Annotated in this window: 12 protein-coding genes; all 12 read left to right on the forward strand. The window is 37.7% G+C overall.

The window, feature by feature from the left end; translation table 11 throughout:
* Nucleotides 1-60 precede the first annotated feature (60 nt).
* Complete coding sequence (locus AC3WSO_RS05045) at nucleotides 61-1,377, forward strand: GntP family permease (RefSeq protein WP_492529247.1); 1,317 nt, start codon at nucleotides 61-63, stop codon at nucleotides 1,375-1,377.
* 12 nt (nucleotides 1,378-1,389) lie between these two features.
* Nucleotides 1,390-2,151 (forward strand): 3-hydroxybutyrate dehydrogenase, encoded by a 762-nt coding sequence (locus tag AC3WSO_RS05050; RefSeq protein WP_492529249.1) that lies wholly within the window; start codon nucleotides 1,390-1,392, stop codon nucleotides 2,149-2,151.
* A 16-nt stretch (nucleotides 2,152-2,167) separates the two neighbouring features.
* Entirely contained in the window at nucleotides 2,168-3,352 is a 1,185-nt protein-coding gene (locus tag AC3WSO_RS05055; RefSeq protein ID WP_492529251.1) for an iron-containing alcohol dehydrogenase, read from the forward strand.
* Nucleotides 3,353-3,439: 87 nt separating this feature from the next.
* Nucleotides 3,440-3,892, forward strand: coding sequence for an HIT family protein (locus AC3WSO_RS05060; RefSeq protein WP_492529253.1), 453 nt, complete (start codon nucleotides 3,440-3,442; stop codon nucleotides 3,890-3,892).
* The gene (locus AC3WSO_RS05065; RefSeq protein ID WP_492529255.1) at nucleotides 3,885-4,700 is read left to right on the forward strand and encodes a PP2C family serine/threonine-protein phosphatase; all 816 of its coding nucleotides are present in this window, start codon (nucleotides 3,885-3,887) and stop codon (nucleotides 4,698-4,700) included. Before AC3WSO_RS05060 ends, AC3WSO_RS05065 begins: the two co-directional genes overlap by 8 nt.
* A 223-nt stretch (nucleotides 4,701-4,923) precedes the next feature.
* Entirely contained in the window at nucleotides 4,924-5,691 is a 768-nt protein-coding gene (fadH, locus tag AC3WSO_RS05070) for a 2,4-dienoyl-CoA reductase (protein WP_492529257.1), read from the forward strand.
* 68 nt (nucleotides 5,692-5,759) lie between these two features.
* Nucleotides 5,760-5,999: a short-chain dehydrogenase gene (locus AC3WSO_RS05075; RefSeq protein ID WP_079559655.1), complete on the forward strand. Its 240-nt coding sequence runs from the start codon at nucleotides 5,760-5,762 to the stop codon at nucleotides 5,997-5,999.
* 250 nt (nucleotides 6,000-6,249) lie between these two features.
* Nucleotides 6,250-6,690 carry a cyclic-di-AMP-binding protein CbpB gene (gene cbpB, locus AC3WSO_RS05080; RefSeq protein ID WP_079559656.1) on the forward strand — a complete coding sequence of 147 codons (441 nt, stop codon included), beginning with the start codon at nucleotides 6,250-6,252 and terminating at the stop codon, nucleotides 6,688-6,690.
* Nucleotides 6,691-6,758: 68 nt separating this feature from the next.
* Nucleotides 6,759-7,646 carry a transcriptional regulator CcpC gene (ccpC, locus tag AC3WSO_RS05085; RefSeq protein ID WP_492534253.1) on the forward strand — a complete coding sequence of 296 codons (888 nt, stop codon included), beginning with the start codon at nucleotides 6,759-6,761 and terminating at the stop codon, nucleotides 7,644-7,646.
* 374 nt (nucleotides 7,647-8,020) lie between these two features.
* Nucleotides 8,021-10,408 (forward strand): DUF8725 domain-containing protein, encoded by a 2,388-nt coding sequence (locus AC3WSO_RS05090; RefSeq protein ID WP_492529259.1) that lies wholly within the window; start codon nucleotides 8,021-8,023, stop codon nucleotides 10,406-10,408.
* Nucleotides 10,408-11,343 (forward strand): ABC transporter ATP-binding protein, encoded by a 936-nt coding sequence (locus tag AC3WSO_RS05095; protein WP_492529261.1) that lies wholly within the window; start codon nucleotides 10,408-10,410, stop codon nucleotides 11,341-11,343. The genes AC3WSO_RS05090 and AC3WSO_RS05095 overlap by 1 nt, the downstream gene beginning before the upstream one ends.
* Nucleotides 11,340-12,185: an ABC transporter permease gene (locus AC3WSO_RS05100; protein ID WP_492529263.1), complete on the forward strand. Its 846-nt coding sequence runs from the start codon at nucleotides 11,340-11,342 to the stop codon at nucleotides 12,183-12,185. The genes AC3WSO_RS05095 and AC3WSO_RS05100 overlap by 4 nt, the downstream gene beginning before the upstream one ends.
* The last annotated feature ends 5 nt before the right edge of the window (nucleotides 12,186-12,190 follow it).

The raw sequence follows: 12,190 nt of genomic DNA on the forward strand, positions 1-12,190 counted from the left end.
AAATAGAAGAGCTGTGTTCTATTACAGCTCTTTTTTCAAAAAGAATATGAGGAGGATGGGATGTTAGAATACGTTGGGCTTTTTGGTAGTTTAGCTTTACTCGTGTATTTAACGATGAGGGGCGTAAATTTACTGATTTCAGCGCCGTTGACAGCATTGATAGCGGCAGTAACGAATGGTCTAGCATTTTTTCCACAAACAGCTGATGAGAATCAGACTAACTTCTTAACAAGTTATATGGACGGGTTTACGGGATTCATTGGTTCATGGTATTTAATGTTCATGGCAGGTGCTATTTTTGGAAAGGTAATGGAGGATACTGGGGCGGCCGATAGTGTTTCTAAATGGATTGTAGAAAAAATTGGAGTGAAATATGCAGCCTATGCAGTAGTTCTTGCTGCAGCTGTACTAACGTATGGTGGTGTCTCAGTGTTTATCGTAGCCTTCTCGGTATATCCAATGGCTATCAGTTTATTCAAGCAAGCGAATTTTCCTCGTCGCTTTATACCTGCTGCACTTGGTTTAGGTTCTGTAACCTTTACGATGACCTCAGCAGGTTCACCGGAAATTCAAAACTGGATTCCTATTCCATACCTTGATACAACGCCATATGCTGGATTGGAAGTAAGTATAGTTGTTGCAATTTTTATGGCAATTGGTGGTTCACTGTGGCTAAATTGGATGATCAAACGTGCAGTAAAAAGTGGAGAGGTATTTATAGAACGATCTAATGACCCAGTAGTTGATGAATCTCGAAAGCTTCCGAGTCCAATTTTAAGTCTTGTACCACTATTGGTAGTTTTAGGTATTTCGTTTGTGTTCCATAATTCTCTTGGAACTTCAGCTTTAATTGTGGCATTAACGAGTGGATGTATTACTGCTTATTTAGTGAGCTATAAATATTCAAAATCTGTCGGTGCTACACTAGGAGCTGGTGCTATGGGTGCTGTTGTAGCTATTGCTAATACAGCAGCAGTGGTTGGTTTCGGAGGTGTGGTAAAAGCTACACCATCATTTGTGGCAACTGTTGATGTTATGACTAATATTCCTGGAAGTCCGTTAATTGGCGGTGCACTAGCCATTGCTGTAATAGCTGGTTTAACAGGTTCAGCTTCTGGCGGTCAAACAATTGCAATGCCTTTACTTGCGCCTCACTATATTGACATGGGAGTTGATACCGAGGCATTACACCGTACAATTGCTATTGCATCGGGGTCTCTCGATTCATTGCCGCATGGCGGTTATGTAGTAACAACTATTAATTCTGTATGCAATGAAAAGCATAAAGATGCTTATATGCCATTTGGAGCCTTAACCGTCATTATACCAATCATAGGTACGATAATCGCAATCATATTATTCTCACTAGGAATGTAGGAGGAATTTGAGGTGAAAGGAAAAACAGTTTTTATTACTGGAGCAGCTCGTGGTATCGGGTTATCCATGGCATTAGCGTTTGCTGAGCAGGGAGCGAATGTAGTGATAACAGATATAAATGAACAGCTTTTAGCAGAGGCAATTAAGCATAATCCGCATTTAACTGCATACACATGCGATGTTACAAATGAACAAGCAATATGTGATGCGATTGACTTTACTGTAAAAAAGTTTAAGACAATAGATGTTTTAATCAACAACGCAGGGTTTCAGCATGTTTCTCTAATAGAGGATTTCGCGACAGAAATCTTCGAATCCATGCAAAAGGTGATGCTCGTTGCGCCTTTTATAGCAATGAAATATGTTTTACCACATATGAAGAAAAATAAGTTTGGACGCATTATTAATATGGCGTCTATTAATGGCGTTATTGGGTTTGCAGGTAAAGCTGGATACAATGCCGCAAAACATGGGCTTGTCGGTTTAACGAAAGTGGCTGCACTAGAGGTTGCAACTGAGGGGATAACCGTGAATGCCATTTGTCCGGGGTATGTCGATACAGAATTAGTACGTAATCAGTTTACGGATTTGGCAAAAACAAGGGGAATTCAAGTAGATGAAGTGCTTGAGCAGGTGCTATATCCACTCGTCCCACAAAAACGCTTACTAGATGTATCGGAAGTTACAGGACTTGCGCTTTATTTAGCTAGTGATATGGCAAAGGGTATAACAGGTCAAGCAATTCTTTTGGATGGCGGTTATACAGCACAATAGCTTAGGAGGGTGAAATATGATTCAAACAAAAACAATCTATACAGTTCATTCACCAGGAACAATCGTTTATGGACGAGATTCTTTTAAAGAAGTAGGCGTATATGCAAAAAAATTAGGGACTAAAGCACTTATCATTAGTGATCCGATCATGGATCGCTTAGGCTTTGTCAATCAATGTAGCACATTCTTAAGAGATAATGGATTGGAAGCGCTTTCGTATTTAGGCGTAACAACGGAACCAGTAGATACGTATGTAGCGGAGGGGCTCCATATTTTACAATCTGAGGGTTGTGATCTGATTATTTCCGTCGGTGGCGGAAGCTGTATCGATACAGGGAAAGCTATCGCAGTTGTCGCAACAAATGGTGGCTACATTGGCGATTATATGAAAATGGAAAAAATTGCAGAGCAAGCACCGATTCCACATATCGCAATACCGACAACGGCGGGAACGGGCTCAGAAGCAACAGATGCAACCGTCATTACTAATACGAAAAATGAAGTAAAAATGATGATTAAGCAGCCCGCGTTTATGCCAAACATAGCTATTGTTGACCCGATTTTAACGGTTACATCTCCACCATCCATAACTGCGGCAACTGGCATCGATGCCTTAAGTCATGCCATTGAAAGTTATTTATCTCGATTAGCACATCCGTACTCGAATGCCCTTGCATTATCAGCTATGGAGCTAATCGTTAATAATATTTTAAAAGTTTATGAGCAAGGTAACGATATTGATGCGCGGGAAGTGATGTCACTAGGCTCAATGCAAGCAGGTCTTTCATTCTCAAACGCTTCTGTCGCTTTAGTGCACGGCATGTCTCGTCCAATAGGAGCGCTATTTCACGTCCCACATGGTATTTCAAATGCCATGCTTCTGCCAGCAGTATTAGAATTTTCAAAGGATGCTTGCGTGGATCGACTAGCAGATCTAGGTAAGTTTTTCAATAAAGATAATGAACTGTTATCTCAAGAAGAGCTGGCCGATTTAGCTATTGTTTCAATTAAGGAAATGTGCAAGAAGATGGATATAGGGAATTTAAAACAGTGGGGAATCGATGAACAAGCATTTTATGCAGCCATTCCAAAAATGACAGCTGATGCAATTGCTAGCGGTAGCCCTGGAAATAATCCTAAAGTTCCAACACAGGAAGAGCTAATGGAGCTTTATAAAATTGCTTACCATTATGAGTTTTAGGAATTCGAAAAGAGACTGTCTAAAATATTCCAACTTAATAATGAGTATGTTATAATTTTGAAAATTTCAACAAAGGGGTGGGGATTAATGGAGGAATGTTTTATCTGCAATAAACACAAGGGCAACATTCAAACCTCAGGGGTCATGATTTATGAAGACGAATATATTTATGTTGGGCATATAGACAGAAGTGGAGCACCAAATTATTTAGGTCATATCATGATTGATTTAAAAAGACATGTTCCTACTCTTGGAGATATGACTATAGAAGAGGCAAAAGCATTTGGTGTTATTATGGCGAGGGTTAGTAAGGCAATAACGGAATGTGAGAATGCAGAGCATATCTATTCATTGGTTTCTGGAAACTCAGTGCCACATTTGCATATGCATTTAGTTCCTCGATATCCGAATACTCCTAAACAGTATTGGGGACCAAATGATGTGTATGATTGGGAAAATGCTCCTATGGGTGACAATATAGAAGTTGTTAAGCTTTGTACTCGAATAAAAACATATCTTGAGAATAATGCATATGAGTGAATCTATAGAAGATTTTAGTTGGATCGGTAGCCAAGATAACTTCATAGATCATCCAAATCTTTATCAAATTAAACATGTTATTGTTGGACGATATGGTGGAAACTCCGATGCAGGACAATATAAAAACGAAGACGGTTGTTTAGTATGGCTAGATGAACAGCAAGATTGGGAATTTTCCATATTACTAGATGCTCATAATACATCGGAGAGTGCTCAAATAATTATCGAACAATTTCTTGATCATAAAAATGAATTTACGCATTTATTATCTTTACCGACAAACCATCAAACCTTCAAAAGGATCGAAGAGAAAATTTTAACTATATTTCAAGCTGAACAGTTCTTATCTATTTGTCGCAATATTACTGGAGAAACTGCGTGTTTAATTGTTGTAAGAAAGGATAAATATGTATGGTGGTTTTCGGTTGGAGACTGCGTTCTTTTTTTACTTCATCAAGAATTGGCTGCATTAGGTCAGTTTCAATTAAATCAAAGGCAATTTTACGAATGGATAGGACAAGTTAACACGTTTGAACAGGACGTCCCTTGCTATAGTGTAGGAATTAAAGAATTAAGAAAAGGAGAAAATCGTCTTTTTCTAACTACAGATGGCTTACTTGAATGTCCTCGTGAACCATACGCTAACCCGATTAACATTTACAATTCCTTTTGTAACGCTAACGATAAAGAAAGTATTTGGACAATGTTAAAGAATATCCAAAAAAATGGTGTCAGAGATAGCACTACCATAGTTTTCTGGAAAGTGGATATTTCAAAGGAAGCTACTAGAGCGAGTAATCAAGATTAATGGGGTGTAATACCCGCGGGAAAGAAGAGAAACCCGCGCTGCAGTGAAATACCCGCGCGCAACAATAAAATACCCGCGAATACCCTGCACCATAAGAATCTCAGCTAGAAGAACCTTTCAATCTTGCATACTCTCCATAGGTTTGTAGAATTATATGACATATGCGAGAGAATATAGTAATATTTAAGTGAATCATCATTCATTTTACAAAGGGGGAAATTGTATGTTGCAGGGGAAAACAATTATTATTACGGGTGGATCAAGTGGAATGGGGCTTTATATGGCGAAGCAGTTCGTTGCTGAAGGGGCAAATGTTGTCATTACAGGTCGTAATGAGGAACGGCTGGCAGAGGCGAAAGCTTTTATTTTAGAGGCGGGAAAAACGATTGAAACATTTCCAATGGATGTTCGCGTGCCTGAGCATGCGCAGGCGATGCTAGCATTTGCTGTTGAAAAGTTTGGACAAGTTGATGGGCTTGTGAATAATGCAGCTGGTAATTTTATTGTGCGTGCAGAGGATTTATCTCCTAATGGTTGGAAGGCTGTTGTTGATATCGTTTTAAATGGGACATTCTTTTGTTCTTCTACGGTCGGTAAGTACTGGATCGAAAATAATATTAAAGGATCTATTCTTAATATGGTTGCAACTTACGCATGGAATGCAGGTGCTGGTGTTATTCATTCGGCAGCAGCGAAAGCAGGTGTATTGTCATTGACTCGAACGTTAGCTGTTGAATGGGGGAAACAATATGGTATTCGAGTAAATGCAATTGCTCCAGGTCCTATTGAGCGTACAGGTGGTGCAGATAAGCTTTGGGAGTCAGAGGCTGCAGCGGCTCGTACATTGGACTCTGTTCCGTTAGGTCGTACAGGTACACCTGAAGAAATTGCTGATTTAGCAACATTTATGATGTCTGATAAAGCAAGATATATGAATGGGGAATGTGTGACACTTGATGGTGGGCAATGGCTCAATCAGTATCCATTCTAAAATAAATATTTTTGCATAATGGAGAGCTGGGTTGACGCATACTAAGGGCAAAGAAAGGAGTTTTGCCGATGGGTATGTGGTTAATACCGGCTCTTATTGCCATTACGATTATTTCTGCTATTTCGCTTGTGTCAACGCTGAAGATTGCCAAAATGACGTCTCAGCGGAAATCGGAAAATGATACGCCGATTTCAGAAACCGTTGAAGATTATTCGACGATGCTCAACCCGATTGTCTGGGTATATATCATTTTTTTACTCTTTTTAGGGATAATGATTTTTTATTATTGGAGTAAGTACGGTTATTAAAAAGATTTTTTTCTTCATTCAGTTCATATTTTTAAAATATAGCTGAATGAAGATATTTCCATTTCTCTCAGGTGAAACCTTCTTTAAATATGCACTTTCGATACTTAGTTTTGTTTCAAATTGCTAAAATAATTCGTTGCTAATAAAAACTCTTCTCAGCCTTGTCGTGGTCATATAAGGAAAAGTTATGATATGATAAAAGGGAAGCATCCTGTTCTGCAAAGCGGGGACAGAAAAGGAGAAGAAGTTCATGATTTCAACTAACAGCAAAGACTTATTAGCAATGCCAATTAGTGATTTTATTATTTCATCTGAAAAGGTTGCGCATGTACAAAGTGGAAATAGTGCGGAACATGCACTCCTAGTACTGACACGTACAGGGTATTCTTCGATACCTGTTTTAGATTTGAAATATCGACTTCAAGGTTTACTAAGTATGAAAATGATTACTGAATCTATTCTTGGACTAGAACATATTGAATATGAAAAGCTACCCGATATTAAAGTGGATACGATAATGGATAAAGATATCGCTGTATTGAAATTGACGGATACTTTTCAGCGGGCTCTAGACTTAGTAATTAACCACGCCTTTTTATGTGTTGTGGACGAAGATGGAACATTTGCAGGAATTTTAACGAGACGAGTTATTCTAAAGCAATTGAAAAAATATATTTATCAAAAAGAGTAGTAGTTTAAGAGGGGACTCAGATGAAAATCATGAGGTCCTCTTTGCTTGTAACGGAGGTTTACTGATTGATGGCAACGGAGGCTGAAATTTTAAAAGTACTAGCAGAGGAACGTAATATGCGTAAAGCAGCAGAACGTTTATTTTTATCGCAACCAGCACTTTCTCAAAGGCTTCAAACTATTGAAAAAGACTGGGGCACGCAGTTATTTATTCGTTCGCAAAAAGGACTTACGGCGACACCTGCTGGAGAGCTTATTATTGCCTATGCAACAGAAATGCTCAGCAAAAAAGAAGAGATTTATGAAACAATCCAGTCATTAACGACGAAAGTAAACGGGACATTGAAAATTGCCTGTGCCTCGATTGTCGGACAAAACTGGCTTCCAATCATATTAAAGGATTTTGTATCGAAATATCCTGATGCAAAAATTTCTCTTATGACAGGCTGGAGCTCTGAAATTGTAAAAGCACTTTATGAGGGTGAGGCTCATGTAGGGATTGTGCGTGGGCAGGTTGATTGGAAAGGAGAAAAGATTCACCTTTTCCGTGACACCCTTTATTTAGTGGATAAAGAATTAAAAACGATAGAAGATGTGCTGACGACAGACCGACCTTTTATTCAATTTAAAAGTGATTCCAATTACTATCAGGAAATTCAACAATGGTGGCGTCAGCATTTCGCTTCAAATCCACGAAAACAAATTTTAGTTGATCAGATTGAAATTTGTAAGCAAATGGCATTGAATGGTATCGGTTACGCTATCTTACCTTCAATAACGTTAAATGACAATGATGGTATTAATAAAATAGCATTAACGAATAATGAAAAAGAATTTGGTATAACGCGTGATACTTGGTTAATTGGCTATGAATCCTCATTTGAGTTACGACAAGTAGAGGCTTTTGTAGAGGTAGTACAAGACCATGCACGATGTTTGTTTGAATATACGAAATAAAAATAATAGCAAGGCAGTCTCGAGTGATTCACTTGGGGCTGCCTTTTTTTATACAATTCTTAATCTCATCACCAAAGCGTAGGTTGATTTTCGTTCCTCTATATCGCTAATCCCAAAGGAATCGCCCAGTCGGAGCGAAGATCAACTTATTTACATGACATAGGTTTAATAAAAAAATGGCATCTAACTTTTGATTTTTATCGACATCCGCCTTCCATGCATAAGTTTAAAAAAATATCATCCCTAACTTTGGCAATTAGTTAATTCTTAAGAGTTTATGAATATTCATGAAGATGTCGTAAGAAATGGAACAAAATGCAATATAAATCGTATAATTATGTAGCTAACAATTTACATAAAAAGGGGTTGAGTTTTTGAAAAAGACGAACATAACGGCACTTATATTATTATTCTTGCTTGTTTTTAGCTTTATTCTACCTTTGGAGCAGGCAAGTGCAGCCGCTACATTGGATGTGGAGGCTAAGGTAGGAATTGCAGGTAAAGCTAAATACCAATCAGCTGTACCGCTTCAAGTGACGGTAAAAAATAATGGTGCAGATTTTTCTGGAGATATGGTCATCAATACTACCAGCTCCTATCAAGCTGCGTCAGCTAAAGTGCTTCCAATAGATATAGCAGCGGGAGAAGAAAAAACATTTGATATTTATCTAGAAGGTATTGATTCCTGGAATGCAGATGTGTTTGCATTTTATGAAGGAAGCATAGAAAAAGGAAAAAAGGTTGCTTATAAAGGAATAAAGCAGCTACAAGGTAACCTTTTAGATCCTGCATCAGTTTTTATTTATACATTAACGGATAAAAGCGATCGTTTATCAGCATTTTTCAAGCTATCCCAATTAGTTCCACAAAATAATGTCGAAATTTTCAATTTAAAGCAAATCAAGGATTATACATTGCCAGAAGATACACTAGGATTTGCAATGGCGAATGTTATAGTCATCGATGAAATTGCGATTGCTGATTTATCGCAAAAGCAACAAGAGTCTTTACTAAATTGGGTACAGAATGGTGGTACATTAATATTAGGAGCTGCTGATCAAGTAAATGCAACAGGAGGTATTTTCAAAGATTATTTACCACTAGCATTATCACAACAAATGACATCCGTTTCTGCAGATAGCCTATCAAAATTATCAGGCGGCAGAACTTTTACACAACCTATTTCTATTTATGGAGCAACTGAAAATAAAGGAAGTATTCCTGTATTAACAGATAACAATAAGATTTTAGCTTCTAAGAAAAAAGTTGGCAGTGGGGAGATTATTCAAACGGCCTTTTCTTTAGGGGATCAACCACTTGCGTCTATGGATGGCTACCCAGCATTAGTGTCAAAATTGATAAATATTCAAAAGATATCACAACATGGGATGATGATTAATGGAGAGTCACCGCTGGATCAAGTTTCATATGATCTGCGTAATATAAATGAATTATTCCCTTCGTTTGAAGTATCTGTTAGCTATATGCTAATAGTTATTATTTTATATATCTTAGTTATCGGACCGATTTTATATTTTATTTTAAAGAAAATAGACAAGCGTGAGCATGCATGGTGGATCATTCCTGCGATATCAATTGTGTTATCGATTGCTCTATTTATTTTTGGTGCAAAAGATCGAATTGGGCAACCGCAAATTCAACAATCTGCATTTTATAAAGTAAATGAAGATAGTAGTTTAAACGGTTATTATGTAGGGTCCATTTTAACAAATCGTAGCGGCGATTTTGTTGTTAATGCAGATAAGAATACAAGTGCAGTCGCGCTTCGGAATTCTAATAGTTTCCCAGGGACAATGGAGAATTTACATGAAGTATCCTATATTAAGGAAAATGCCAATGGTTCAACGTTAACACTACGTGATTTAAGCTATTGGTCTGTGCAATCGTTTGCAGGGAAGTCAGCGCCACAAAATATTGGGAAGATGGATATCGATATTACGTTAAAAAATGAAAAGCTATCTGGGACAATTAAGAACAATTTTCCGTTTGCACTTAAGGACGTTACTTTAATCTCTGGCATTAAAGAAGTTAAACTTGGCGACATTGAAGCGAACGGTACACTTAAAGTCGACACGGAGCTAAAAGCAACGGTTCTTCAGAAACCATCTAATTTTACAGGTTACAATTTAAATAATTATCCAACGAAGAAGGAAGACGTGAATCCTTCACTTATCGAGCGAATGAAATCTATGTCAATACCGCTTGTAGAAAATGATAAAAAACCTGTCATTACTGCATGGGCAGACCAAGCAATTGCTGGGGTTGAGCTAGAAACAAGTGCCAGTATGTCTCCGATTTCCTATTTTGTTCAGCCATTTGATGGAAAAGTAGAGCTATCAGGTCCATTTACGATGAAACGTAACAATTTTACGTATTCAGTAAACCAACTATCTCCTAATTCGTATGCTGAAAAAGTAGATGAACAGTTAAATACTTGGCGCTTGTCTGATGGGTTATATGAAGTATCTATTGCGATGCCAGATAAGTTTATGAATTCAGCTCAAGCATTAAACGAATTGACAGTTTCAAATAAGGATATCGATCGTATGAAACTATCGATTTGGAATAACGAGACGAAAACTTATGAGCAGTTGGTAGATGCGAAGCAGGTGTTTACAGATAACATAAAAAAATACTTCAATGATAATGGTGAATTGCTGATTGAGATTAAATTTGGACCAGATCAAACAGGTGAGGAAACAAAATTACCAGATGTAGAGCTGAAGGGAGTGGCGAAATAATGATTGAAATTCGTGATTTAACGAAAAGATACGGCTCCTTTACAGCACTGGATCATTTGAATCTATCTTTAGAGGAAGGGGTTGTCTTTGGTTTTGTAGGTGCTAACGGGGCAGGTAAATCGACTACATTCTCGATTTTAGCAACCTTGCTATCTCCAACTTCAGGTGATGCCCTTATTAATGGGAAAAGTGTTATTAAGGAACCAAAGGAAGTTCGAAAACAAATTGGTTATATGCCAGATTTCTTTGGCGTCTATGATCAACTAAAAGTAGACGAATACTTAGACTTTTACGGTGCTAGCTATGGCATTGTGGCAGCTGAACGAAAAGTACTTATTCCACAGCTGCTAGAGCTCGTAAATTTAACGAATAAACGTCATGAATATGTTGATTTACTGTCACGAGGGATGAAGCAGCGTCTATGTTTGGCACGTGCACTTATCCACGATCCTAAAGTATTAATTTTGGATGAACCTGCTTCAGGCTTGGATCCACGTGCCCGAGTAGAAATGCGAGATATTTTACGGAATTTAAAATCTATGGGGAAAACGATTTTAATCTCCTCGCATATTTTGCCTGAGCTTGCAGAAATGTGTGATGAAATCGGTGTGATTGATAATGGTAAGCTTATCGCTCATGGTAATGTGGCTTCTATTCAAGCGCAGCTAAAGGGCGAGAAGCGTATCGTAGTAAAAGTAACGGATCGTTTAAACGAGGTACGTGCGTTTTTGGAGGAGGACCCACTGATTTCTTCTATAGATGTAATGGATAATCGCTTAGAGATAGCCTTTAATTATCGTGGAACAGATGATGATCAGGTAGCGCTATTGAAAAAGGCGATACTTGCGAATTTACCTATTTATGCATTAAGCGAAGAGGAAAAAGATTTAGAGGATGTCTTTATGGCTATTACGAAGGGAGCGGACAATCAATGATGGAACGATTTAATAATCCGGTATTCGTAAAAGAATTAAAGTTACGCTTCCGTTCTTTTAAAAGTTTTTCAGGTTTAATGTTTTACTTAGCGGTTATTTGTATTTTTATCGCAGGGTTTTTGCTTATAACAACTGAATTCACAGGCAAGGGTTTCTTTAGACCAGAAACAAGCTTTATGATGTTTGCTGTCTTAACAATATTACAAATGGCTCTTATTCTTTTCATTACACCGAGCTTAACTGCCGGTGCAATTAGTAGTGAAAGGGAAAAGCAAACATTAAATATTTTACTAACAACGACACAAAGTTCTACTCAAATCATCATTGGGAAATTATTATCCTCGGTAGCATTTTTAGTATTAATGCTTATCGCAGGGTTACCATTGTATAGTTTAGTATTTTTATTTGGTGGCGTATCACCGTCTCAATTAATCTCGATATTTTTATTTTATTTATTAACAGTTGTAGCCATTGGTAGTATTGGTGTGATGTTTTCAACCATTACAAAACGAACAATTGTTGCGATGATTTCTACGTACGGTTCGATCATTTTTTTAGGTGGCATTACAGCGTTTTTCTTCTTTTTATCAATGGCCTTCCATCAAATGGGGAATGCCGTAGGTACGGGTACTTCTTATATGGCTTACTTCTGGGCTTCTATTAACCCAGGTGCATTAATGCTTACGCTTACCTCATCATCTATGGGCGATGCTTTAGTGCAAGTTTCAGGAGTGAGATTACCTGTATGGATTAGTTATTTAATAGCTTATTCATTGATCATTATTGTTTGTTTAACAATTGCGCTTAAAAAATTACGTGCCAATATGAAAAGTAATCGATAAGGAGG

Source organism: Lysinibacillus sp. EB106-09-02-XG168 (assembly GCF_058791475.1).

Bases quoted from the DNA above. Each gene is read 5' to 3' on its own strand.
- AC3WSO_RS05045 (WP_492529247.1), top strand. From the start codon at position 61: ATGTTAGAATACGTTGGGCTTTTTGGTAGTTTAGCTTTACTCGTGTAT.
- AC3WSO_RS05055 (WP_492529251.1), top strand. From the start codon at position 2,168: ATGATTCAAACAAAAACAATCTATACAGTTCATTCACCAGGAACAATC.
- AC3WSO_RS05060 (WP_492529253.1), top strand. From the start codon at position 3,440: ATGGAGGAATGTTTTATCTGCAATAAACACAAGGGCAACATTCAAACC.
- AC3WSO_RS05065 (WP_492529255.1), top strand. From the start codon at position 3,885: ATGAGTGAATCTATAGAAGATTTTAGTTGGATCGGTAGCCAAGATAAC.
- fadH (WP_492529257.1), top strand. From the start codon at position 4,924: ATGTTGCAGGGGAAAACAATTATTATTACGGGTGGATCAAGTGGAATG.
- AC3WSO_RS05075 (WP_079559655.1), top strand. From the start codon at position 5,760: ATGGGTATGTGGTTAATACCGGCTCTTATTGCCATTACGATTATTTCT.
- cbpB (WP_079559656.1), top strand. From the start codon at position 6,250: ATGATTTCAACTAACAGCAAAGACTTATTAGCAATGCCAATTAGTGAT.
- ccpC (WP_492534253.1), top strand. From the start codon at position 6,759: ATGGCAACGGAGGCTGAAATTTTAAAAGTACTAGCAGAGGAACGTAAT.
- AC3WSO_RS05095 (WP_492529261.1), top strand. From the start codon at position 10,408: ATGATTGAAATTCGTGATTTAACGAAAAGATACGGCTCCTTTACAGCA.
- AC3WSO_RS05100 (WP_492529263.1), top strand. From the start codon at position 11,340: ATGATGGAACGATTTAATAATCCGGTATTCGTAAAAGAATTAAAGTTA.